This is a genomic window from Oceanobacillus salinisoli (assembly GCF_009733865.1).
In the GTDB taxonomy this organism is placed as follows: Bacteria; Bacillota; Bacilli; order Bacillales; family Amphibacillaceae; genus Oceanobacillus; species Oceanobacillus salinisoli.
Window position 1 is genome coordinate 1 of sequence record NZ_WOFB01000012.1, and the last position, 22,644, is coordinate 22,644.

The window sequence follows — 22,644 nt, forward strand, 5'->3', positions numbered from 1 at the left end:
TTTTTTTGGATAGATACGGAACTTATATGCTTTGTTTACGATCATTATTTTCACCTCCCATAAAGGAACATTTGTTCTCATTATACTATACTAGAGATAATATTGGAAGATGAAAAATGGCGTTCAGTCGGACAATTGATATAACTAAAACTATCCCTTGTCCGAAGGCGATTCATCCCCTCCCTACTCATTGGACTAAAGTCCTTCGCATTCCTTGAGGAAGGCGTATTCTCGCCTGAAAATGATAAAAGAAAGGATCCTGAAATACAAAAGATGAACAAATACGATTTACTAATAAGTAACAAAAATTTCAATTTTCTTTAACAATAGTTATAATAGAATCATATTAAATATTAGGAGAGAATTTTTGTGAAAAATAGAGTAGTAATTACCGGGCTGGGGGCAGTTACACCATTGGGAAATGATGCATTTACAACTTGGGAAAATATCAAGGCAGGCAAGTCCGGAATTACAGAGTCTGCCTTCATGAATAAAGAAAAAGTGGATGTGACCATTGCGGGAGAAGTGAAAAATTTTGTTGTTGCTGACTATATGGATAAAAAAGAAGCAAGGAGAATGGGGCGTTTTAGTCAATTTGCGGTAGCGGCTAGCAAAATGGCAATAGAAGATGCTGGGATACAAGTAGGGCAAGATGCTGATCCGGAACGAGTTGGGGTTTGGATTGGATCCGGAATAGGTGGACTGGGAGAGTTTGAGGAACAGTTTCAAAAGTTTTTAAATAAAGGACAGCGCAGAGTTAGCCCTTTTACGATTCCAATGTTTATTCCGGATATGGCGGCTGGTCGTGTCTCCATTGAATTAGGGGCAAAGGCGATGAATAACTGCTCGGTTACAGCGTGTGCTTCAGGGACTAACTCGATTGGGGATGCTTTACGGGTGATACAAAATGGACAAGCTGATGTAATGATTGCTGGAGGTACGGAGGCATCCATAACAGAAATGACTGTTTCTGGCTTTTCTAATATGACTGCACTTAGTAAAAACCCAAACCCTGAACATGCAAGTCGCCCATTTGATAAACATAGAGATGGATTTGTAATCGCAGAAGGCTGTGGAATTCTTATTTTAGAAGGGTTGGAACATGCCTTAGCCCGTGGTGCCAAAATATATGGGGAGCTAGCCGGTTACGGAGCAACTGGTGATGCGTACCATATTACCTCTCCTGCACCAGATGGTGAGGGTGCGCAGCGTTCAATGCGGGAAGCTCTTGAAGACGCTAGGGTATCTCCTGAACAGGTTGATTATATCAATGCCCATGGGACGTCAACCGCATATAATGACCTGTATGAAACGAATGCAATAAAAAAGGTGTTTGGAACACATGCCTACCAGTTATCAGTCAGTTCAACCAAGTCCATGACAGGGCATATGTTAGGTGGAGCTGGAGCGGTTGAGGCGGTTGTTTCCGTATTGGCCATTAGTGATTCCATCATGCCACCTACGATTAACTATGAAACTCCGGATGAAGGTCTTGACTTGGATTATGTGCCAAACATTGCAAAAGAAAAGGAACTGAATGTCGTTTTATCCAACTCACTCGGGTTTGGTGGACACAATGCAACGATAGTCATTAAAAAGTTTGATAAGTAAAGTGAATCTTCAATCAGTGGGGGGTTCTTCCCCCACTGATTGTTAGATGAACAAATCAGGAGTTTACTGGCTGCCCGTCCCCCACTTATAATTCTCAAGGCATCTCGAATTCTTGAAGTGAGGGTTCTTACAGCCAGTTAATCACGTGATAAATCACCTTTTGGAAATTTAAGCAGCAAATTAGCAGGATAATTAGTTAGTTACCAAGTAAAAACACGCTTCAGATTTGACTGAAAATCTGAAGCGTGTTCTTTAATAACTTCTTCTACTAAAACCCCTATAGTGCAATAAGAGTGGAGCTTCTATTAGCTGGTTTAGTTGACTTTTGCATATACTTAATTTTTATTAAATATTTCTCTACTAATTTCAACATGGAACCCTTCATTGCTTCACTAACGCAGATAACTCCCCTTGAAAAACCTTTTCTTCCTTATCATTGAAAGTGGATAGCGATACGGTAACGATACCTTTACCATTTTTAATCGCTTTCTTATCCGTTACCTTAACAACAGTATGTAATTGATCACCTGGATATACGGGTTTCATAAATTTAATATGATTCATTCGTGATCCAGCTATGATCTCATCACCATAGATACCTAGTTCAACCCAGAGCTTAAATGATATTGCCAGCGTGTGAATACCAGATGCAATGATTCCATTAAACATTCCTTGATTTGCCTTTTCCTCATCTAAATGCATATATTGAGGGTCAAATTCTCCAGCGAACCTCATTATATCCTCTTTTGTTACTGTAATGGACTTAGTTGTGAATACCTTTCCTATTAAAAATTCATTGAATTTCATAAAACACCTCTATTTCAACTGTTGTTTCAGTTCATATTAGTATATCGTTCATTATTCAACAAGTTTAAGGTAGGGGTTAAGTATTCTTATAATAAGCTACTTCTATAGTCATAAGACCATCACATGAAGATCTCATTGTTGAATTGTTACACAAACGAAATCATTAGCTTAATAATCCTTCTACTCTTTCCTTCACTTCAAGCGGTAAAGACTGTTTCAGTGCTTTTTCTAACAATTGTGGATATGCTACTCCATTAGTTCTTAAATAGCTTTCAATAAGCAACGCTTTTTCTTGTTTGTTTGGAATTAACCAATATAGGATATACCAATCTTCGAGCGAACATAAAGGGATACCCACTCCATTTATTTTTTTATAGGCTGCAATGGATTCCTGTTGAAGTGATATTTTATAAATCCCTTCTTCATGTTGTATTGCAAATCCACCCATGACATCAATATCAGTACCATTAATTCTATATTTGGAGAAATTCATTGTACGAAAAGGGTCAGAGCTTAATGCTTCTTTCGGTTTCCCAATGGATAACATTATTTCATTCAAATTAGTCGCATTTGTTTCATCTACCAAAATATCTATATCATTAGGTTTATCAATTATTTTATAAAAACTAAGTAGAAGTGAACCACCAACTCCCCAAGTTATATGCTTGTTACTTAATCTGTCACCGATAAATGATAATGTATTTAGCATATTAATTCTCCTGACATTCACGGTTATTGTTACTTTTCCTTATTATCTCCATACTGTTTTCACTACGTAAAGCTAATATACTATCAGTTCTTTGATTCCTTGTTTATGAGTTTCAAGCTGTGACAATCATAAAGACACTAGTATCCTCAGTATTTAGTCCTATTTGAATCACTTTTCCTTCCATATCCGAGTAATTTATGCCTTCAGCAAACCTGACACTTAATCCAAATACTGGATTATTATCTTTTAATTTCTTACTTCATACACCACCAATTATCGGTTGTCATCTGGTGTGTTCCCTACCCCACTATTCCCAATAACAAACCTGTAACCGGTTTTCATCTAAATCGTATAAATCAAGAAACTGATTGATTCCGTCATTTTGAATATCGCTTGTTTTTACTTTGTACTTTTGGAGTTTTTTATACGCCTCTTCAATATTTCTTGTGTAAAATATCGGGTATACTTGATTCCGCTTCGAAGCATGGTTTACTGTCTCTTTTTCTAGGGTTAATGGAATTTCACTGCTTCCCACACCTAAGATAAGATAATTGTCCCCTTTGAAAATCTCCTTAAAACCTAATACTTCCTGATACCACTTACTTGATTGTTCAATATTACTCACTTTAAGACAAATCGTATCAATTCGGTCAATCAGACTCATTATCCGATTCTCCAATCCTTTTGTAGTGTTGTAATTTTAAAAAAATTGAGGGCATTAAAGTCTACAATGTTCACAATTTTGGTCAGCGTAAGATAGAAGCTTTAATTAGCGAAAAGAAGTATGTTTATTTCCGAATCCGCTTATGCTCAAGCTATGTATCCAGTGTTGTTATCATACTAATCTGTTTAAACATTGCTAACAGGGATATAGCGTTTTTCAGATAAGTAAGTCCAAAACCTTCTTATTTGTAAAGGTGCGACTAAGGCAATAGCCTAAAAACCTGGCAAGCACCAAGTTTTCTCATAACCTGTATTAACGATAATATGATAATACTCTCTTGATAAATTAGTAATATATTCGCTTTTTATTGTAAAAACCCTTTTAATTTATTGGATAAATTTACTGAAAAATTTATTTTCATAGAATATGATTAAAATAGATATTCTGCTTCTATTATGTTCTAGGTGTACATAAACTGATAGGAAAAATCGCATTATGTTATGATAATTTTATCACGTAATTAACTGAAGGTAACCCCTCTATTTAATTAATATGAAAGATATGGAGAAGTGATATATGAATATCCTGGTTACACTGAATTTAAACTATATAAACCCTCTCAAAGTAATGCTGAAATCACTGTTTGAGAATAATCCAAAGGAAGATTTTTGCATTTATGTCATGCATTCCTCCCTTAATAAGAATGAACGTACTAAGTTAGAGGAGTATGTTCATCAAAATGGGCATCAGCTTTCGGTTATAACGATTAGCGATGACTATTTCTCCGATGCTCCCGTTATTAAACATTATTCCAAAGAGATGTATTATCGTTTGTTGGCATTTAAATTTTTGCCGGAAGAGTTGGATCGTATATTGTACCTCGATCCTGACATACTCGTCATTAACGAGATAAATGCGTTGTATGAGATGGATTTAACGGGTTACTTATATGCAGCAGCTTACCATGGTAGGGCATCTGTTAAGGAGATAAACAAACTGCGGTTAAAATCTTATGACATTGAAGCATACTACAATTCCGGTGTCTTATTAATGAATTTACAAAGATAGCGTGAAAAGATAAAGGAACAGGATATCTATGATTTTGTGAAGAAAAATAAGAAGCGGCTTATTCTTCCTGATCAGGATATTATTAATGGACTATACTCTAAAGCGATTAAAGACATTGATGAATTAATCTATAATTTTGATGCTAGATTTTATTACTATTATAAATTAACGAACAAAATGAAGGTAGACATGGATTTTGTTATTAACCATACAGCCATCATTCATTTCTGTGGTAAGAAGAAACCATGGTTAGAAAATTATACTGGCAAATTCCATTCCCTTTATAAGCATTATGAGAAATTGGCAAATAAACTATAATTATGGGAAATGACCTCCAAATGTGGGAAAAGTGCGGGAAATATTATTTGTAAGTTAAAAATTAAAAAAATGATACAAACTCACCTTCTCCATGATAAAATTAAAGTATAGTAGTATCTAAGAAGGTGAGAAACAATGAAGCTATGGATGAGAAAAATAGCGGTAGTACTTATTACTATTGCTACTATGGGGATGTATACACCTACAGCATTACTAGAGGTTAATGCTGATGAGGCCGAAGATAGTCTTTCCAAATCCGATTTAAATGAAAATACTTCCAATCCAGAGATGAGCATACATCAAGAAGTAAACATGGACTTGCCTCTGGATGATACGGTTGATTATAAAGAATATGTCATTAAAGAGATAACGGAAAAAGCAAAAGAACAAACGATGATGAAGTTTGGTCCAAGAATAGTTGGACAGGTAGAAGATGAATTTACAGAAACGATCCTACCAGCAATGGAAACAGTCATTGAATCCATTATAGAAAATGCTGGAGATGAATATACTAGTTATGGAATAACGGAAAAACCTACAAAAGGATATGGAGAAAGAATATTCCATGTCTACGATAATAATAATGGACAGGATGTTGCCAGATTTCATGTCAGACGTGATAATCGTCCGCTGGAAGGGTATTATTTTAATTTCCATTATCATTTAAGTAAAGATGGATTCAAGGAGCATCATGAAATTGGCGAAATTTATTGGGATAAAAATACTCCGCCAAAATGGATGGCATAAATAGGTAATCAATATATAAGGATCCTTGGTAAACAGGGATTCTTTTCTGTATGATGTGAATCTGGAATAATGTATATGGAAAGCGGACGAAAAGGGAAGAAGGTTGGAAGAGTTATTTGAGGAAGCAGTTAATTTACTAGTGAAATGCAAATAGGTTAGAATATAAATCAAATGATCATGGAGGTAGATGAAAGTGAAAGAGATATCGGCTAAAGAATTACAGACGAAATTGGAAAAAGGCGAAGAATTAAATATTGTAGATGTTCGTGAAGATGATGAGGTGGCACAGGGAATCATTCCAGGTGCAAAGCATATTCGATTAAGTGAAGTACCGGAGCGCATTAACGAATTGGAAAAGGATAAGCATTATTACATGGTATGTCGCTCTGGTGCTCGAAGCGGCAGGGCGACTGAATTCCTTAAAGAACAAGGATATGATGCAACCAACATGGCAGGCGGCATGCTAGCATGGGAAGGCGACGTAGAATAGAATAAGTAAAAAATTAGGATGTTCCTTTTTCAGGTAAGTGTTCCGATAACGTGGAGAAAATCCAAAAAACAGTTTAGATAATATACAATTAGCAATGCAATTAATAATATAAACAGCACATCAAAAAAGCTTGAGGTAATTTTATACCTCAAGTTTTTTGATTTTAATGTGTATGTTGCTTGTTTAATTAAAGCTACCCGTTAATTTAAGTGTAGTCTTTCACAAATACTTTTACTGTAATATATAAAATTATTTCAAAATGATTCTTTATCTGTCATAGGTATCGTTTTGGGTTTCTCTCCTTGCTTATAAGGCACCAACCTTTCCGTCTGATTCGTAAACATATGCTTGAATCCATGTGTAATTTTCAGGTGTATTTTGTAAAACATACCCCATTTCCAAAATAGGTTCATTTAAAAAAGGGGTTAGATCAATTCCACCTTTTTGTTTAATATCGTTTAAATATTCTTTATACAAAGACATTTCATTTACTTTTTCATGAGGAATGTAATCATAATAATTGTATGAATGGTTCTCCTTGATTTCCCAACCATACGAAGATAAAAATTCTGAATGCTCCTTGGGAATAGGAATTTCTGATTGTTCTAAATGTTTATCCTGACAACCTAAAAGGATAGAAAATAAAAATGGAGCCATTAAAATTTTTTTCATATCACATTCCCCTTCCCTAAACAGTATTTCACCAAAAAAACCAATATATTTCCTTCTTAAAGTAATGTACTCGCGTTAGTTGAATAAGTCTATGATGCTTTTGTCTGAAATAACTTTATTTCTAACCCTATAAAAATGATACCTGTTATTTTATTCAATATTAGTTCTGCTTTTGGATTATTTCTCAATTTATTAGTTGTCAATGAAGCAAATATAGAAACCAACAAACACCATGCCGTACTGGTTAAAACAAAAGAAAGCCCTAATATAATAAATGGTAAAGGACCATAAGTATTATCCCCTGAAATGAACTGAGGTAGAAAGGATATAAAAAACAGTGCAACCTTTGGATTCGTAACATTGGTGAGAAAACCTTGTATATATATCTTTTTAAGAGGCAGATTGTTTGTATTCGAAAGTTGTACATTGGATGATTTCTGTATGAACATTCGTATACCAAGATAAATCAAATATCCTGCACCTATTAACTTAATTAAAGTAAATAATAAAGCTGATGTTGTAAGAATGACAGATAAACCAACAGCGGCCATAAAGGTATGGACTAATGCCCCTGTGGAAATGCCAAGGACGGAATAAATTCCCGCCTTCTTGCCTTGAGATACACTTCTATTAACAATATACATTGTATCTGTCCCTGGGGTAATATTCATTAGTAATGATGTTAATAAAAAAAGCCCGTAACTTGTTATTCCAACCAAAAGCATACACTCCAGTCTGATTTTTATTTAATCAAATTTTATCATACTTATTAAACATTCCTGTTAGTAAGTTAACGAACTTAATATTCAAAATATTTGACTATATTATACATAATGAGTCCATTCTTTGATTTTTCTCAATATAGTTGTCCATAACAACTAAAATAGCAACGGGACAATATCCATTGTCCCGTTGCTATTAAGATTGCTAATTTCTACTATTTTGAGCCTGTTTTCCTTTATATCATTGATGCATCCCCTCATCCAGTTCTTGCAGCAACTCCCCTATTTTCTTATGATGAATCACTTTATCCGCATAAAAGTCCATTTGTGTTTGTTCCTGATTAACAATAACTAGTTTCGCACCATTTTCTTTAGCAATCAGTGGAAACTGGTTTGCTGGTGTCACACTCAGAGAGGATCCCAGTACAATAAATAAATCAGCTTTCTCCGTTTCCTTTAAAGCAAATTGAAAAACATCCTGTGGCAAGGATTCGCCGAAAAGTACGACATTTGGACGTAAAACACCACCACAGCTGCAATGGTATGCTTTGTTTATATACTCTTCACTGTCATATTCCTTCCCACAGGTTTGACAATGCAATTTTTGTAAGGTGCCGTGCAGCTCAGCTACTTTCTCACTCCCCGCCTGTTGATGAAAACCGTCTACATTTTGGGTAATGATCGCCTTTACACTCCCCTTTTTCTCCCAATCGGCAAGAATATGATGCCCCTTGTGTGGTTTGAATTCCTTTACCCCAAGAACACGTTCTCGGTAAAAGGAAATAAACGCTTCTACGTTATTATTAAGTGCTTCGGTACTCGCGATTTTACTGGGGTCCTTTTTCTGCCAAAGTCCTTGATTGGATGACCGGAAATCGGGAAGTCCACTCTCCGTTGACATACCAGCACCAGTAAAAATGACAATATAATTAGCATTTTCGATCCATTCTTTAAGCATCAGACTCCCTCCAATACTTTTCATTATTTCTTATTATATCGCTCTTATCCGTAAACAGCTAATATAATTGACATGTAAAATAGGATGTGTTATTACAAATTATAGGGAATTATCACTCAAGTAAGCAGAGTGCTAATAATGACAAGAAGGAGAGGTAATCATGACAAAACGTGCGTTTAAAGCAGAATCAAAAAAGCTATTGGATATGGTAATCAACTCGATTTACTCCAAGCGAGAGGTGTTCCTAAGAGAACTGATCTCCAATGCAAGTGATGCTATCGATAAAATTTATTACCGTGCATTAACGGATGACCAACTAACATTTAACCAAAGCGATTACTACATAAAGATTGATCCGAATAAAGACAATCGTACACTTAAAGTGATAGATACGGGGATTGGGATGACGAAGGAAGAACTCGAGTCCAATTTAGGTACGATTGCCAAAAGCGGATCATTCCAATTTAAAAATGAAAATGAAATAAAAGACGGATATGATATTATCGGCCAATTTGGTGTTGGATTTTATGCAGCGTTTATGGTGGCCGACCATGTCACTGTCATTAGTAAGGCGCTGGACGGTGAGGAAGCTTATAAATGGGAGTCAGAGGGGTCGGATGGTTATACTATCGAACCTGCCGATAAAGATGAAGTAGGAACAGAGATTATTCTAAAAATCAAAGAGAATACAGAAGATGAGAATTATGATGAGTACCTGGAAGAATACCGATTGAAACAAATCGTTAAGAAATACTCTGATTTTATTCGCTATCCAATCAAGATGGATGTGACAGAAAGCAAGATTAAAGAAGGATCTGAAGATGAGTACGAGGATGTCATCGAAGAACAAACTGTTAACTCCATGGTTCCAATCTGGAAAAAGAACAAGAGTGAATTGACGGATGAAGATTATGAGAATTTTTATACGGAAAAACATTATGGGTATGACAAGCCATTAAAACACATTCATATTAATGTCGATGGTACGGTTCGCTATAATGCGATTCTTTATATTCCGGAAAGTGCACCATTTAACTACTATACAAAAGAATATGAAAAAGGTTTAGAGCTTTACTCTAATGGCGTATTAATTATGGATAGAAGTGCGGACCTGCTTCCGGACCATTTCAGCTTTGTGAAAGGGATGGTAGATTCCGAAGACCTTTCACTAAATATTTCCAGAGAAATGCTTCAGCATGACAGACAGTTAAAGGTTATTGCGAAAAACATCAATAAGAAAATTAAAAATCAATTGTTAAGTATTCTGCGTGATGACCGTGAGAAATATGAGAAATTCTATGAATCCTTTGGTCAACAGCTGAAATTCGGTGTGTACAGTGACTATGGGACAAATAAAGAAGTATTACAGGATCTATTACTGTTCCATTCTTCCAAAGAGAAAAAGCTAGTAACTCTAGAAGAATATGTATCCAGAATGCCTGAAGATCAAAAATATATTTACTATGCAACGGGAGATTCGAACGAGCGAATTGAAAAGCTTCCACAAACGGAAATAGTTGCAGAAAAGGGCTATGAAATCCTATATTTCACGGATGAAATTGATGAATTCGCAATTAAGATGCTCATGAAATATAACGATAAAGAATTCAAATCCGTTTCAAGCGGTGACTTGGGAATTGAGGAAGAAGAGAATAAAGAAGCAAAAGAACAAGAGGAAGAAAACAAGGATTTATTTGCAGCAATGAAAGAGGCTTTATCCGATAAGGTGCAAGATGTAAAAGCATCCAAGCGATTAAAGTCCCACCCTGTCTGCTTAACGGCTGAAGGTGAAATCTCGATTGAAATGGAAAAAGTCATCAATGCCATGCCGGATAACCAGCAAATTCAGGCAGATAAAGTATTGGAAATCAATGTAAACCATGATGTGTTCCAATCCTTAAAAAATGCCTATGAAAATGATAAAGAGAAATTAAATCTTTATACGAATTTGCTATACAACCAGGCATTACTTATTGAAGGATTACCTGTTAGTGATCCAGTAGAATTTACTAATGATATTTGTAAGGTAATGGTTCCATAATAGATATAATAAAAAGGGAAGGACCTCATAAGTTGGTAGAGGTCCTTTTTTTATCCATGTATTTGTAACTTTGTCATACGTTTTTTAAGTTGCTCTTTCCATTCCTCGGCTAATTCCGGTACTTCCAGCAGTTTTTCCATTCCTCTTACATCCTTGTGTCCGTGCAGTACCGTCATAGTTGCTTCATGTACAGGAACTTTTGTTTTCGGGGATTCTATCAATTGGAGACTGGAGTCATTTCGTACATTTCCTTCCTGCAGAACACGGCATAAGTACCCGGAATATCCTGTTTCAACAAGTCTCTTTAACAGTGATGGTATATTTGTACGTTTGTTAATGGTGCTACACGGAATTCTGCCTTGAGTAATTTGGATCACGGCATTGCCCAGTTGAAACGTATCGCCAACATGAACATCATGCTCCAGCATATTGGTTACCGTTATATTTTCGCCAAAAGCGGCAGGTGCTAACGAAGTGGCAAATTCCTTTTCCCAGTTTTTGTAATGTTCAAATGGATAGACGCATACTGCTCGGTCCAATCCGCCATGGTTCTTTAAATCAGCTACTCCATCACCGAGAAATCCGTCCTTAGTTAAAAAAGCCTCTTGAATTTCACTCTTCTGTATTCCGCTATTCATTTCTTTTCCGTTCCCATATTTCATTTTTTTAGGAAGTCCTGTAGCAAAATAGATTATTTCTGGTTTCATGGCAGTGATTTCCCCTTCGATATGATTAGGATTTAATTTAAATGATTGACCTTTAACAATTTTATCATAAAAGCATAACCCGTTTATTGATTGTCCATTCTTTATTTACGGCTCCATTCATATGTCTGGTTGTTATGAATCCTCATATTTGATAAATGGCATAGAATAAGGAACGATGATTTAATATCCAGGCAAGTAGAGCACCCCTTAAGCTGTAAATGACTAATAAAAATAAAAATCCCCAAAACAACCCAATTCTTCCCATGAATCTGCCACATTTACCTGATACGTTATAATTGCTAGGTAATAAAGTGAATCTTCAATCAGTGGGAATTATCTTAGCCCCCACTTAGAATTCTTGAAGTGGGGTCTTACAGGTAGTTAATCACGTGATAAAAGTGACACGATGTCATTCAAATTCATTGACATGTGACACGATGTCATATATGATAATGATATAGATAAATGACATCGTGTCACACAAGGAGTTTGGAGGAAGAACATTGCCGAAACAAACATTTTTAAACTTACCTGAGCAAAAAAGGCAAAATCTAATGAAAGCAGCAGAAGAGGAGTTTGCAAGAGTTCCTTTACATGAAGCATCCATTGCAAATATAGTGAAAACTGCTGGAATTCCCCGGGGCAGCTTTTATCAGTACTTTGAAGATAAGGAAGATGTTTATTTCTACTTACTACAGGAAGAAACAAAGGATAGAAAACTTAAATTTATTCATAAATTAAAAGAACATAACGGTGATATTATAGATGCGGTTACCGATTTTTATTATGAATTTTTGGTGGAACTTCCAGATGAACAAGAGCTGGACTTTATCAAAAACGCCCTTCTGAATGTCACTCATAAGATTGAAAATGCGTTTATGTCGATGTTTGACGAGAATCAGACCAGTGAATATACGAATGAAATTGTCAAATTAATTGATAAAGGACGTTTGAATATTCAAAGTGATAAGGAAATTTTTCATATTACACAAATTATTATAGCTGTCGCTTTTCGAAATTTTGTGGAGAAGTTCTCCAGAGAATTATCAGATAAGGAAGCAATTGAAAACTTTACAATTGAAATGAATTTATTAAAAAACGGACTTTATAAAACGTAAGTAAATCTTTTTTGTATTTGCATACGTATTATTCATAAAATACTAATTCAAAGAAGAATGGGGTATGATAAATGACAGTTACAATTTATGGAGCAGCATGTTCATCTACTCGAAAAGCAAGACAGTGGTTTAAAAATCAGGAAATTCCATTTGTCGAGAGAAATATATTAAGGGAGCCATTGAACGTTAATGAACTGCAAGGTATATTACGTATGACGGTCGATGGGACAGATGAAATTATTTCAACAAGATCAAAGATATATAAGGATTTGAACTTGGATATGGATGCATTACCATTACAAGAGTTGCTTGAGTTAATTCATAACCATCCAAGGTTACTTCGCAGTCCGATCATTATTGATGATAAGAGACTTCAAGTAGGTTATCATGAAGATGATATACGTCAGTTTTTACCAAGAAAAACCCGCGAATATCAATGGTTGAAATGGCGCATGAACAATCTTCAATTTGCTGAAGGTTAATAGGATCTATAGGTGCGTAAAAGTGTGCTGTATTTCCATTAAAGAGTATTATGGAGGGAAATAGATGTATTTAATAGCTGAACAACCGTATGTAAAGGTTGAGAGGCGAGTAAGAAGCATTGAGCAGGTTGACATTGAACATAAGCGCACCATCTATTTATACAGTGATAAGGTAGTAACCGAGCGCCGGGAATTTCCCATGAAAGATGTCATGGATATTTCCTATCGTCTAATTGGTGGTGAAGGAGGCCTCCTTTATCTACATACCTCTCATGGGGTATATTCCTACATCGTTAAATCATCACCTGAAGAGTTTGTTCTAAAATGTAAAGAGCATATAAAAAAAAATCCTCATTTTTAGCACATCGAAAAAGGGTGGAAGTATGTTGAAATACTTCCACCCTTTTTTCAAGGAAAAAAAACGTAGCCAAGAATTATAAGAGGGGTTCGAGGATCAAGTAACTCCCTCCCATTGAAAATCACCTTATTTTTTTTTCATATGCTTTCTTCCTGGCTTTAGTCGAATGTACCGCTTATGGAGAGGAACGCATAGGATATACATAGGAATCGTGATAAGGGGTGAAAAAATGGGGTTGTATATAAATCCTAATCATCATAATGAGATTTATAAAAATGATGCCGGTCTTAAAGAGCCTAATCAGGGTTTTTTCGTAAAGAATCATATGGCTGAGATGATAGAGGAACAAAAAAAGGTGAATGATTCGTTGAGCAAATCCGTTCTTGGGTTAAAAAAATTATATGAAAAACAGGAAGACCGTCAGACGGGAAAATGGGAAGCGTTGAGTAAACAATTAAACGAATTGCGTACAATGAATAAACAGCATGAAACATTGGAACAGGAAGTAATGGAACAACTTAAAAAGTTAGAACAGGATAATGAGCGCTTAACATCTATTGTGGAAGACAATCAATTATCTGAGCAGCAAATGATGAAAGAATGGAATGTCTTAGTTACGGCTCAGCAAGAGATAGAAAGTAGGATGAGGGCATTCGGAGAAACAAGCGAGCAGATCAAAGAAAAAATGGAACAGCAAATGAAGGTACAGCGACAACTCACAGAAAAGATGATTTTCCAGGAAAAAAGTCAGGAAGAAATGCAAGGTCGTCTCGATAATCAGGAGGCATTGACAGAAAAAATATCGAGACAGCTGGAGCATTTCCGTTCAATTTTGTATGAGAGAACGAATTACTTATCAGAGAAAATAGATGATATGTCTTCCTATGTGATGAACCTATTTTCAAGTGACCCGATGCAGTCAACTATTCTAATGAGTCACCATAAACAGAACGAAAAGGAAAATGTGCATAAATAAAACAGGCTGGGACAAAACTACTCCCAACTCTTAAGATGAATGATTACATGTTAAAAAATCCGAACTTATTCGAATTCTAAATGAAACAATTTGGAATCATCGTTCGGGTTTTCTTTTTTTTTTAAAACGCTATCAATCGAACCCCGAATTGGTAATTAGCCCCATTATATTTGTCTTCCCATAGCCGAATTTCAAGATTATTTGGTCAAGTAACCCTCTCTATGTTACCTTTGTACGGAATCTAGAGCTCATTCGGTCATGTAACCGCCCTCTACGTGCCCTTTTTAAATGGATTCCGATTTCATTCAGTCAAGTAGACCTTCTTTCTTTATTGATTCATTTTGTTCTTGCATATTTTTCATAATTTCCTTCATAAAGCAAGAGGCTTACTACTTTGTTTTTTCCCTGTAACATGAAATAATTAATAATAACAAGGAAGACAAATTGGAGGAACTAAATCATGCAAAATGGTAGTTATCGGGATACATGGGCCGAGATTTCATTGGATGCAATAAAGGATAATGTCAAAGCCTTTAAAAATCATATACAATCAAATACTAAATTTATGGCAGTTATTAAAGCAGATGGATATGGGCATGGTGCGATAGAAATTGCACGGGAAGCACTGGATGCGGGTGCTGACTATTTGGCGGTTGCCCTCTTGGATGAAGCGATACGCCTCCGACACGCTCAGATAGATGCCCCCTTGCTCGTTTTAGGATATACGGGAATTAGTTCTGTAGAGGCTCTGGAAGATGCAATCGATAGAGATATTACTTTAACGGTGTTTACAGAAGATGTTGCCAGGAAAATCGTTGAAACAGCCGATAAACGAAAGAAAGCTGCACGGGTGCATATCAAAGTAGACAGTGGCATGAATCGGATTGGTATAAAAGAAAAAGAGAAGGTATTGGAATTAGCTCAAATATTACAATCTGAATATGTACATATAGAAGGGATATTTACTCATTTTGCTGATGCAGATAATACGGATTCTGCCTACACCGAAAAGCAATTTGAGCAATTTTTAAAGGTTACTCGCTTTCTCGAGGATCATGGGATAGACATCCCAATTAAACATTGCTGTAATAGTGCCGGAACGATTGCCTACCCACAGATGCACCTTGATATGGTACGTGTGGGAATCAGTTTATATGGCCTATACCCCAGTGAACATTTACGGGAAAACATCACGCTCAAACAAGTCATGAGTTTTAGGACCAAACCTGTTTTGATTAAAACAGTCGATGCTGGAGAGCCGATTAGTTATGGTTGTACGTATATCCCGGAGAGTAAAGTGAAAGTTGCAACTATACCAGTTGGATATGCAGATGGTTTCACAAGAGCATTATCGAATAAGGGAAATGTTACGGTTAATGGAAAGCGAGCACCGATTGTCGGGCGGATTTGTATGGATCAGTCGATGATTGATGTCTCAGATATAAAGGACGTAAATGAAGAGAATGTATTTACGATTTTTGGTGATCCTGGTGATGGATTTATTTCTTTAGCAGAGGTGGCAGAACAGTTACATACCATCCATTATGAAATTGTCTGTTTGATTGGAAAACGTGTACCAAGAGTTTATATAAAAGATGGTAAAGTAGTAAAGGCAAAAGGGCAGTTGAACGGAACTTTTTGTCAATAAGGCAGAATTAAGACTCAGAAACCGTAAGAGGTTTACTGAGTCTTATTCATATTTGTAAAGTCTGCCTCACGTAAACCGTTTAAATCGACAGTTTGCTCATGATTCATTTCATCTAGAGGGAAAACCGTTGCAGTTCCCTCATGTTCATTTACTTCCTGAATATACACGGGAATTCCGTGGTATTTTACATTAATCATTGCAATGGATTCCATAATTTCCTGAGCTCGTTGACTGTCCATAGTGTCCTCCTTTACAATGGCGGTCTTATTTTTTGTAGCCCGTACAGAAATATTCTAAAGGGACAAATCCATTTTCTTCTAAATGTTTTCGAAAGTGTTCTTTCTTTTTACCATTTTCAAGTTCCTGACAAAAAAGGGGAAGTTTAACCAATGGATAAAAAAATAGCTTCCAGGGTTTTTAAATCCTTCCCTACAAGCTATCCAGACAGGTTTAATTAATAAATTTTAATTTACACCCAGAACCAAGGATCTATTCTTCTACGTTCACGGCGTTCGTCGACAACATCAGCAACGTCGTCATCACGACGTTTCGTATCATCATCCACTACTCCAGCTACTTCATCTTCATGTTTTCTGTCGCCATCCGTAACCCTAGCAACTGCATCGGAATGTCTATGAGGTTTTTTACCTTTTTCTTCTAAAACGACTTTATCTGCTTTAATCACAATTTTGTCAGCCTGAATCGTTACCTCGTCAGTACGATCCATAACTTCGGCTACATCATCAGTACGTTTTCTCCTTCTTCTATCCATATAGATTCCTCCCTTTGGATTTCTACAATAAAATATGTTCAAAATGAAACACTGAATAGGCGAAAATACAAATTACTATAAATTAGACGATTATCCATCTTTACTAAATGGAAAGGAATGAAGCATATTTTATCAATTTTTCATATGTATCAAGTATACTGATTAGTAAAATGATAAAAGGAATGAGATAAATGGAATTTAAGATGAACGAAAAAGGATTTGAATCGGAATTTGAGTTTGGAACATTACAGGTTTCCAGTCAAGATGAGTTTGGATTTCGTCCTTATACATTGCTTGTTTCTTCTGTGGCAGTTTGCAGTGGTGGGGTGTTGAGGAAAGTTCTGGAAAAGATGCGTATAGACTTTGATGATATAAAGATAGATGCGGATGTAAAGCGAAACCCTGAAGTTGCCAATCGGGTTGAGGAAATAGCTCTGCATTTTACGATCTATGGGAAAGGTCTTCTAAGAGAAAAAGTGGAAAAGGCAATGGAACTAGCACGAAAAAATTGTTCCATGGTGCAGTCAGTAAAAGACAGCATTCAAATTACAGAATCATTTGAAATAAAGGCTTAGTTCTTTGTGGTAGTACTTAGGTATCTAATTTTATGTCATAACTTGAGCATATAATATAACAATAATCGGATAATGAACCTCTATTAGAGAAGAGGGATAATAATGAAATTAATTGGGATATCGGGCTCTATTGTGGGCTCCAAAACAAGGATAGCAATAGAGTACGCATTGAATAGAGCAAATGAAAAATACCCGGATATAGATGTGGAATTAATTAATTTAGGTGATTATGATCTTGTATTTTGTGATGGAAGGGATTATCGGGACTATACAGGCGATACGAAAAAAATTATCGACAAAATAATGGCTGCAGATGGCTTTATTATCGGTTCTCCAGTTTTTCAATCCTCCATTCCAGGGGCACTAAAGAACTTGTTTGATTTGCTTCCTTTTGATGCATTTCAAGAAAAGGTGGTTGGAATAGTTATAACAGCTGGCTCTTCCAAACATTATTTAGTTGCCGAACAGCAACTAAAGCCAATTCTTACGTATATGAAAGCATTTGTATTTCCGAAATATGTATTTATTGAGGATCATCATTATCACGAAAAACAAATAACAGATCCCGAAATTTTAAAAAGGCTAAACCAGCTCACTGAAAATACGATACTTGCGATAAATGCGGTTAATGAAGTCTTTAAAACAAGTGAAACTTCATATTAACAAAGAAATGAGGCGAAATATTTTTTTCTCTCATTTTTTTACTTTCACGTTAGGAAAGTATAAAATTTTAACATGAAGAGGATTCGACGTAGTTAAAATTTTAATGTACCAAGTATAAGAAAAACTAACACATTCGCTTAAGGACGAGCGAATGCGAGTTTTTCTAAATAATCCCACCTCATTCATCATTTGATTTAAAATAAATAGTATTTCTATGTTTATAAAATTTTACATTAAATGCTAAGCATATTAATTGATGATTACTAAAAGTAACCATATAATGAAAAGGAATTAAATAAGTTGCAATAAGTTAGAGAAGATGGTATATTTATACTTAATTAAAGTATACTGAATTAAAAATTCAGGTTCAGTATATAATAAATCAACTTTAGGAGGAAACATTCAATATGTTAAAAATTGGGATTGTTTTAGGTAGTGTACGTCAAGGCCGTAATGGAGAGGCAGTTGCAAATTGGACACTTGATTTTGCCAAGAAACGCAATGATGCTGACGTAGAATATGAAATTGTAGATCTTGCGGATTATAACCTTCCTTTCTTAGGTCAAGCCCTTCCGGAAACACAACAAGCAGAAGGAGAAAAGGCAATCAAAGCATGGTCTGAAAAAATGGCATCATTTGATGGATATATCTTTGTAGCTCCAGAATACAACCATGCAGTTGGTGGAGCATTGAAAAATGCATTAGATTACTTAAACCCAGAAGTTAATAATAAAGCTGCTGGATTTGTAGGATACGGTAGTTTAGGTGGAGTACGTGCTCATGAAAACTTACGTCTAATCTTAGGAGAACTTCAAGTAGCTGACGTTCGTACAGCTGTAACTTTCTCTCTAATGACTGACTTTGAAAACATGAGTGAATTTAAACCAGCGGATTATCATGAAGCAAATGCAAATGAAATGTTGGACCAAGTAATCGCTTGGAGCAGCGTTCTAAAAACGGTACGCTAATTCATAAGGAAAGTGGTGCAAACATGGGATTTTTTAGTAAATTATTTGGTAAGTCAACGAAGGAGGAAGAAACAGTGGCAGATACATTAAGAATTGGAATTATTAATGGTAGTGTTCGTGAAGGACGTAATGCGGAAGCTGTGGCAAATTGGACTTTAGAATTTGCAAACAAACGCAATGACGAAAATGTGGAGTATGAGATAGTAGATTTAGCGGATTATAAATTGCCAATGCTTGGTGCGCCTCTTGCTGAAGGACAGCAAGCTGAAGCAGAACAGGCAATTAAAGCATGGTCTGAAAAAATCGCTTCTTATGATGCATTTATCTTTGTAGCTCCAGAATACAACCATGCAGTTGGTGGAGCATTGAAAAACGCATTAGATTTCTTAAACCCAGAAGTAAACAACAAAGTGGCTGGATTTGTAGGATACGGAAGTTTAGGTGGGGTTCGAGCTCACGAAAACTTACGTCTAATCTTAGGAGAACTTCAAGTAGCTGACGTACGTACAGCTGTAACTTTCTCTCTAATCACTGACTTTGAAAACATGAGTGAATTCAAACCAGCAGATTATCATGAAGCAAATGCTAATGGCATGCTCGACCAAGTTATCTCTTGGGGTAAAGCATTTAAAGCATTAAGAGATTAAGAGATTATATAATTAACAAGGCTGCCAAAATGATTTGGCAGTCTTTTTCACGTTAGGAGAGCAAAAAAGTGCAACTAAGGCATTCGCCTAAAAGCTTGGCGAACACAAAGTTTTCTAACACGTTAGGAAAGTATAAAATTTTAGCAAAGAAGCTTTTCGACGTAGCTAAAATTTTAACGTCCTAAGTATAAAAAAACTACCGATTCGCTAAAGGACGAGCGAATGCGAGTTTTTCTAATAAATATTTTCATCCAAACTATGAAGTTCCACACTTAATTCGCTATTTAAGTTATCTAAAGGAAATACTTTCGCCACTTCTTTTTGTTCATCAACTTGCTGGATGTAGACAAATCTTCCATTGTAATTAACAGGGGTTAGTTGTTGTGATTGAACAATCTCCTTTGCCCGTTGCATGTCCATGTAACATCCTCCTATTATTTAAATCAATGAAGAACAATTGCACCAAATATATTAGTAATTTAATCCAGTGAAATTAGCAGACGTTAGCATTTATCTGTAAATAGTTTGTCCAAAACATGGGGGAAACATACTGTGATTCTTGTATACATAAGGTATTTAAGCTACTAATAAAAAATGCAATGCATATCCTGCATCGCACTTCTTATTAGTGCGTGTTCAAAAAGGAGGATGAAAAGGACCGAGAAGTTCGAGGCGGCGAACTTTGGGTAGCGGAGCGTATGCAATTAATACGTGGGCAACGGAAAAGCGAACCAACGAGCTTGCGCGTGTTGTGGTGACTTCTACGTTGCCCACAAGACAAGGAACACTTCGTCAGTGATACATCGCACGAAGAAAAAGTGCTTTTCTTTTTCAAGGATGTGGGCGATTTTAGTAGAAGGTCCCCTATATAGATGTGTCCTTTTCACCGGACTTTTTGAACATCCTCTATTAGTGTTTTTCCACTAGGTTTTCCAAATTTACTTCGAATTCATGCTCTGGGTCATCAAGGGGATATACCCGGGCAGTGTCGTTATTTTCATTAACATGCTGAATATAAATAGGTTTCCCATCGTACAATACCTGTATTAAATCAGCAGACTGAGTAATTTCCTGTGCTCTTTGCTTATTCATTACCATAACCTCCAAAATTAAAGTTAGTGCCGTTTATTAGGCAGTTTATGTTCGGGGTGCCCATTACCTTGCCGTTTTTTATTTTTTAAATCCTTTTCCTGCTTCTGTTTTATCTTTTCTACAAACTCATTCGTATCTTCCAAGTTGATCCTCCTTTACCGTACTTATATTATTAGCATTACCATTGATTCTAAAAACATGTAAACATTTTCTAAAAATGGCGTATTTTAATTTCCGTAAAAACGGAAAAACGCGCATTTCACTTCCGTAATTCTGGAATTTTCCGCTATTCCGGAAGCGCTATCATAACTGTTTTTCTAGTAATGGGAAAAAAGACTTTAAAAACTTTTGAAATCGTTTACATTTTGATTGCGTGTCAAAAGAGGAATCCTCGCCATTTTTTAAGTGGAAAATATGAAGATATCAAATTTTATTATTAAAATAATTAATTGGCACACTTTTTGCATGGATAAAGGTGAGTGAACAACCAGGAGGTGCTTAAATAATGAATAAGTTAATAACAATAGAAGAAGCCAGAGAACTTTTTAGAGATGGCATGACCATTATGTCTGGTGGATTTATGGGTGTAGGTACTTCAGAGAAATTGGTATCTGCTGTACTGGCTTCCGAAGCAAAGGATATTACGTTAATATCAAGTGATACAAGTTTAGAGGAAACTGGTGTAGGTCCTTTAATTTCAAATAATCAGGTGAAAAAAGTAATCGCTTCCCATATTGGTACAAATCCAATAACCGGCAAAAAGATGATAGCCGGTGAAATAGATGTGGAATTAGTCCCACAAGGCACATTAGCCGAGAGAATACGTGCAGGTGGATCAGGTCTTGGTGGTGTCTTAACTCCAACAGGTGTAGGTACTATGGTGGAAGAAGGAAAAGCAACATTGGAAATCGATGGAAAGGAATACTTATTAGAAAAACCACTACATGCAGATATTGCTATTCTTAAAGCCTATAAAGCGGATAAAGCTGGTAATCTAGTATTCCGTCAATCTGCTAGAAACTTCAACCCGATTATGGCATTGGCCGCAGACTTAGTAGTCGTGGAAGTGGAGGAGCTTGTGGAAGTAGGCGAACTTGATCCGGATACCGTTGTAACTCCAGGTGTTCTAGTAGATAACATCTTAGTTTAAGAGGAGGTAAATTCATGTCAGAAATAATGAAATCAGCTAAAGAAACCATAGCAGAGCGTGTTGCAAAAGAAATGAGAAACGGGGACTTAGTGAACCTCGGAATTGGCTTACCGACCTTGGTGCCAAATTATTTACCAGATGGTGTGGATGTTATTCTACAATCTGAAAATGGCTTTGTTGGACTTGGACCAGTCAAAGATGAGGTTAGTAAAGATTTAGTTAATGCAGGTGGACAGCCAACAGGCATTCGGCCAAGTGGTGCATTTTTTGACAGTCTTCTATCTTTCTCTTTAATTCGTGGGGGACATGTAGATGTAACGGTTTTAGGAGGGTTGGAGGTTGACCAAAACGGAAATCTTGCCAATTGGATTATTCCTGGTAAAATGGTTCCAGGTATGGGAGGTGCGATGGATCTAGTAACAGGAGCAAAGAAAGTGATTGTTGCTATGGAGCATTGTTCTAAGAAAGGAGCACCTAAAATACTGAAAGAATGTAAACTACCACTTACAGGAAAAGGTGTCGTTGATTTGATTGTAACGGAATTGGCAATTTTTCGTGTAACGATAGATGGTTTAGTACTTGAGGAACTTCAAGAAGGAGTGGAGCTTGAAACAGTAATGGAAAAAACAGAGGCATCATTTACGATTGACTCTAACTTAAAAACAGAACAACTTAACTAAT

General features: G+C 36.0%; 27 protein-coding genes and 1 pseudogene. 16 read left to right on the forward strand and 12 right to left on the reverse strand.

Annotated elements, in window-relative coordinates:
• The first annotated feature begins 369 nt into the window (after positions 1-369).
• Entirely contained in the window at positions 370-1,611 is a 1,242-nt protein-coding gene (fabF, locus tag GMJ66_RS09175; protein ID WP_156290028.1) for a beta-ketoacyl-ACP synthase II, read from the forward strand.
• Between the two features lie 381 nt (positions 1,612-1,992).
• On the opposite strand, the gene GMJ66_RS09180 is transcribed toward fabF, so the two are convergent.
• The 3 genes from GMJ66_RS09180 to GMJ66_RS09190 all read right to left on the reverse strand — a co-directional run bounded on the left by GMJ66_RS09180 (position 1,993) and on the right by GMJ66_RS09190 (position 3,791).
• Positions 1,993-2,418, reverse strand: a complete 426-nt coding sequence (locus GMJ66_RS09180) for a MaoC family dehydratase (RefSeq protein ID WP_156290029.1) — start codon at positions 2,416-2,418, stop codon at positions 1,993-1,995.
• 163 nt (positions 2,419-2,581) lie between these two features.
• Positions 2,582-3,127 carry a nucleotidyltransferase family protein gene (locus GMJ66_RS09185; RefSeq protein ID WP_156290030.1) on the reverse strand — a complete coding sequence of 182 codons (546 nt, stop codon included), beginning with the start codon at positions 3,125-3,127 and terminating at the stop codon, positions 2,582-2,584.
• Positions 3,128-3,434: 307 nt separating this feature from the next.
• Positions 3,435-3,791, reverse strand: coding sequence for a VOC family protein (locus GMJ66_RS09190; protein WP_156290031.1), 357 nt, complete (start codon positions 3,789-3,791; stop codon positions 3,435-3,437).
• Positions 3,792-4,418: 627 nt separating this feature from the next.
• Between GMJ66_RS09190 and GMJ66_RS09195 the strand changes: the two are divergent.
• The 3 genes and pseudogenes from GMJ66_RS09195 (at position 4,419) to GMJ66_RS09205 (ending at position 6,414) form a co-directional block, all read left to right on the forward strand.
• Positions 4,419-5,177, forward strand: a pseudogene (locus GMJ66_RS09195) (glycosyltransferase family 8 protein).
• A 135-nt stretch (positions 5,178-5,312) separates the two neighbouring features.
• Positions 5,313-5,924, forward strand: coding sequence for a YpjP family protein (locus GMJ66_RS09200; RefSeq protein ID WP_156290032.1), 612 nt, complete (start codon positions 5,313-5,315; stop codon positions 5,922-5,924).
• Between the two features lie 193 nt (positions 5,925-6,117).
• The gene (locus GMJ66_RS09205) at positions 6,118-6,414 is read left to right on the forward strand and encodes a rhodanese-like domain-containing protein (RefSeq protein WP_156290033.1); all 297 of its coding nucleotides are present in this window, start codon (positions 6,118-6,120) and stop codon (positions 6,412-6,414) included.
• 306 nt (positions 6,415-6,720) lie between these two features.
• Here the strand turns inward: GMJ66_RS09205 and GMJ66_RS09210 are convergent, their stop codons facing one another.
• The 3 genes from GMJ66_RS09210 to GMJ66_RS09220 all read right to left on the reverse strand — a co-directional run bounded on the left by GMJ66_RS09210 (position 6,721) and on the right by GMJ66_RS09220 (position 8,766).
• The gene (locus tag GMJ66_RS09210) at positions 6,721-7,086 is read right to left on the reverse strand and encodes a DUF4830 domain-containing protein (protein ID WP_156290034.1); all 366 of its coding nucleotides are present in this window, start codon (positions 7,084-7,086) and stop codon (positions 6,721-6,723) included.
• A gap of 89 nt (positions 7,087-7,175) precedes the next feature.
• Positions 7,176-7,805: a LysE family translocator gene (locus tag GMJ66_RS09215; RefSeq protein WP_156290035.1), complete on the reverse strand. Its 630-nt coding sequence runs from the start codon at positions 7,803-7,805 to the stop codon at positions 7,176-7,178.
• Between the two features lie 244 nt (positions 7,806-8,049).
• Positions 8,050-8,766, reverse strand: coding sequence for an NAD-dependent protein deacylase (locus GMJ66_RS09220; protein WP_156290036.1), 717 nt, complete (start codon positions 8,764-8,766; stop codon positions 8,050-8,052).
• 160 nt (positions 8,767-8,926) lie between these two features.
• On the opposite strand from GMJ66_RS09220, the gene htpG reads away from it, so the two are divergent.
• A complete protein-coding gene (gene htpG / locus GMJ66_RS09225) occupies positions 8,927-10,807 on the forward strand; it encodes a molecular chaperone HtpG (RefSeq protein WP_156290037.1) in 1,881 nt (626 codons plus the stop codon).
• Between the two features lie 50 nt (positions 10,808-10,857).
• Here htpG and GMJ66_RS09230 read toward each other — a convergent pair whose 3' ends face one another.
• Entirely contained in the window at positions 10,858-11,514 is a 657-nt protein-coding gene (locus GMJ66_RS09230) for an MOSC domain-containing protein (protein ID WP_156290038.1), read from the reverse strand.
• A 503-nt stretch (positions 11,515-12,017) separates the two neighbouring features.
• Here GMJ66_RS09230 and GMJ66_RS09235 point away from each other — a divergent pair.
• The 5 genes from GMJ66_RS09235 (at position 12,018) to alr (ending at position 16,096) form a co-directional block, all read left to right on the forward strand.
• Positions 12,018-12,632: a TetR/AcrR family transcriptional regulator gene (locus GMJ66_RS09235; RefSeq protein WP_156290039.1), complete on the forward strand. Its 615-nt coding sequence runs from the start codon at positions 12,018-12,020 to the stop codon at positions 12,630-12,632.
• 71 nt (positions 12,633-12,703) lie between these two features.
• Positions 12,704-13,114: a Spx/MgsR family RNA polymerase-binding regulatory protein gene (locus GMJ66_RS09240; RefSeq protein ID WP_156290040.1), complete on the forward strand. Its 411-nt coding sequence runs from the start codon at positions 12,704-12,706 to the stop codon at positions 13,112-13,114.
• A 64-nt stretch (positions 13,115-13,178) separates the two neighbouring features.
• A complete protein-coding gene (locus GMJ66_RS09245; protein WP_156290041.1) occupies positions 13,179-13,475 on the forward strand; it encodes a hypothetical protein in 297 nt (98 codons plus the stop codon).
• A 226-nt stretch (positions 13,476-13,701) separates the two neighbouring features.
• On the forward strand, positions 13,702-14,448 hold the full coding sequence (locus tag GMJ66_RS09250; protein ID WP_156290042.1) for a coiled-coil domain-containing protein: 747 nt from the start codon (positions 13,702-13,704) through the stop codon (positions 14,446-14,448).
• Between the two features lie 460 nt (positions 14,449-14,908).
• Positions 14,909-16,096, forward strand: coding sequence for an alanine racemase (gene alr / locus GMJ66_RS09255; protein WP_156290043.1), 1,188 nt, complete (start codon positions 14,909-14,911; stop codon positions 16,094-16,096).
• 32 nt (positions 16,097-16,128) lie between these two features.
• On the opposite strand, the gene GMJ66_RS09260 is transcribed toward alr, so the two are convergent.
• On the reverse strand, positions 16,129-16,335 hold the full coding sequence (locus GMJ66_RS09260; protein WP_156290044.1) for an H-type small acid-soluble spore protein: 207 nt from the start codon (positions 16,333-16,335) through the stop codon (positions 16,129-16,131).
• Between the two features lie 230 nt (positions 16,336-16,565).
• On the reverse strand, positions 16,566-16,868 hold the full coding sequence (locus tag GMJ66_RS09265; RefSeq protein WP_156290045.1) for a hypothetical protein: 303 nt from the start codon (positions 16,866-16,868) through the stop codon (positions 16,566-16,568).
• 191 nt (positions 16,869-17,059) lie between these two features.
• Between GMJ66_RS09265 and GMJ66_RS09270 the strand changes: the two genes are divergently transcribed.
• The 4 genes from GMJ66_RS09270 (at position 17,060) to GMJ66_RS09285 (ending at position 19,721) form a co-directional block, all read left to right on the forward strand.
• Complete coding sequence (locus GMJ66_RS09270; protein WP_156290046.1) at positions 17,060-17,443, forward strand: OsmC family protein; 384 nt, start codon at positions 17,060-17,062, stop codon at positions 17,441-17,443.
• Positions 17,444-17,545: 102 nt separating this feature from the next.
• Positions 17,546-18,106: an NADPH-dependent FMN reductase gene (locus GMJ66_RS09275; protein ID WP_156290047.1), complete on the forward strand. Its 561-nt coding sequence runs from the start codon at positions 17,546-17,548 to the stop codon at positions 18,104-18,106.
• A gap of 407 nt (positions 18,107-18,513) precedes the next feature.
• Complete coding sequence (locus GMJ66_RS09280) at positions 18,514-19,074, forward strand: NADPH-dependent FMN reductase (protein ID WP_156290048.1); 561 nt, start codon at positions 18,514-18,516, stop codon at positions 19,072-19,074.
• Positions 19,075-19,097: 23 nt separating this feature from the next.
• Positions 19,098-19,721: an NADPH-dependent FMN reductase gene (locus tag GMJ66_RS09285; RefSeq protein WP_156290049.1), complete on the forward strand. Its 624-nt coding sequence runs from the start codon at positions 19,098-19,100 to the stop codon at positions 19,719-19,721.
• Between the two features lie 234 nt (positions 19,722-19,955).
• Here the strand turns inward: GMJ66_RS09285 and GMJ66_RS09290 are convergent, their stop codons facing one another.
• The 3 genes from GMJ66_RS09290 to GMJ66_RS09300 form a co-directional block, all read right to left on the reverse strand.
• Positions 19,956-20,141, reverse strand: a complete 186-nt coding sequence (locus GMJ66_RS09290) for an H-type small acid-soluble spore protein (protein ID WP_156290050.1) — start codon at positions 20,139-20,141, stop codon at positions 19,956-19,958.
• Positions 20,142-20,630: 489 nt separating this feature from the next.
• Positions 20,631-20,813, reverse strand: coding sequence for an H-type small acid-soluble spore protein (locus GMJ66_RS09295; RefSeq protein ID WP_156290051.1), 183 nt, complete (start codon positions 20,811-20,813; stop codon positions 20,631-20,633).
• A gap of 23 nt (positions 20,814-20,836) precedes the next feature.
• The gene (locus GMJ66_RS09300) at positions 20,837-20,956 is read right to left on the reverse strand and encodes a DUF4023 domain-containing protein (RefSeq protein ID WP_156290052.1); all 120 of its coding nucleotides are present in this window, start codon (positions 20,954-20,956) and stop codon (positions 20,837-20,839) included.
• Positions 20,957-21,318: 362 nt separating this feature from the next.
• Between GMJ66_RS09300 and atoD the strand changes: the two genes are divergently transcribed.
• Together atoD and GMJ66_RS09310 are read left to right on the forward strand one after the other, a co-directional pair.
• Positions 21,319-21,963, forward strand: coding sequence for an acetate CoA-transferase subunit alpha (gene atoD / locus GMJ66_RS09305; RefSeq protein ID WP_156290053.1), 645 nt, complete (start codon positions 21,319-21,321; stop codon positions 21,961-21,963).
• A gap of 14 nt (positions 21,964-21,977) precedes the next feature.
• Entirely contained in the window at positions 21,978-22,643 is a 666-nt protein-coding gene (locus GMJ66_RS09310; RefSeq protein ID WP_231514883.1) for a 3-oxoacid CoA-transferase subunit B, read from the forward strand.
• Position 22,644: the final 1 nt, after the last annotated feature.

Coding starts and splice junctions, on each gene's coding strand:
- GMJ66_RS09220 (WP_156290036.1), bottom strand. CDS start 8,766: ATGCTTAAAGAATGGATCGAAAATGCTAATTATATTGTCATTTTTACT.
- alr (WP_156290043.1), top strand. CDS start 14,909: ATGCAAAATGGTAGTTATCGGGATACATGGGCCGAGATTTCATTGGAT.
- GMJ66_RS09200 (WP_156290032.1), top strand. CDS start 5,313: ATGAAGCTATGGATGAGAAAAATAGCGGTAGTACTTATTACTATTGCT.
- GMJ66_RS09265 (WP_156290045.1), bottom strand. CDS start 16,868: ATGGATAGAAGAAGGAGAAAACGTACTGATGATGTAGCCGAAGTTATG.
- GMJ66_RS09295 (WP_156290051.1), bottom strand. CDS start 20,813: ATGAATAAGCAAAGAGCACAGGAAATTACTCAGTCTGCTGATTTAATA.
- GMJ66_RS09190 (WP_156290031.1), bottom strand. CDS start 3,791: ATGAGTCTGATTGACCGAATTGATACGATTTGTCTTAAAGTGAGTAAT.
- GMJ66_RS09185 (WP_156290030.1), bottom strand. CDS start 3,127: ATGCTAAATACATTATCATTTATCGGTGACAGATTAAGTAACAAGCAT.
- GMJ66_RS09180 (WP_156290029.1), bottom strand. CDS start 2,418: ATGAAATTCAATGAATTTTTAATAGGAAAGGTATTCACAACTAAGTCC.
- atoD (WP_156290053.1), top strand. CDS start 21,319: ATGAATAAGTTAATAACAATAGAAGAAGCCAGAGAACTTTTTAGAGAT.
- htpG (WP_156290037.1), top strand. CDS start 8,927: ATGACAAAACGTGCGTTTAAAGCAGAATCAAAAAAGCTATTGGATATG.
- GMJ66_RS09285 (WP_156290049.1), top strand. CDS start 19,098: ATGGGATTTTTTAGTAAATTATTTGGTAAGTCAACGAAGGAGGAAGAA.
- GMJ66_RS09210 (WP_156290034.1), bottom strand. CDS start 7,086: ATGAAAAAAATTTTAATGGCTCCATTTTTATTTTCTATCCTTTTAGGT.
- GMJ66_RS09250 (WP_156290042.1), top strand. CDS start 13,702: ATGGGGTTGTATATAAATCCTAATCATCATAATGAGATTTATAAAAAT.
- GMJ66_RS09240 (WP_156290040.1), top strand. CDS start 12,704: ATGACAGTTACAATTTATGGAGCAGCATGTTCATCTACTCGAAAAGCA.
- GMJ66_RS09310 (WP_231514883.1), top strand. CDS start 21,978: ATGTCAGAAATAATGAAATCAGCTAAAGAAACCATAGCAGAGCGTGTT.
- GMJ66_RS09230 (WP_156290038.1), bottom strand. CDS start 11,514: ATGAAACCAGAAATAATCTATTTTGCTACAGGACTTCCTAAAAAAATG.
- GMJ66_RS09275 (WP_156290047.1), top strand. CDS start 17,546: ATGAAATTAATTGGGATATCGGGCTCTATTGTGGGCTCCAAAACAAGG.
- GMJ66_RS09260 (WP_156290044.1), bottom strand. CDS start 16,335: ATGGACAGTCAACGAGCTCAGGAAATTATGGAATCCATTGCAATGATT.
- GMJ66_RS09270 (WP_156290046.1), top strand. CDS start 17,060: ATGGAATTTAAGATGAACGAAAAAGGATTTGAATCGGAATTTGAGTTT.
- GMJ66_RS09290 (WP_156290050.1), bottom strand. CDS start 20,141: ATGGACATGCAACGGGCAAAGGAGATTGTTCAATCACAACAACTAACC.
- GMJ66_RS09280 (WP_156290048.1), top strand. CDS start 18,514: ATGTTAAAAATTGGGATTGTTTTAGGTAGTGTACGTCAAGGCCGTAAT.
- GMJ66_RS09245 (WP_156290041.1), top strand. CDS start 13,179: ATGTATTTAATAGCTGAACAACCGTATGTAAAGGTTGAGAGGCGAGTA.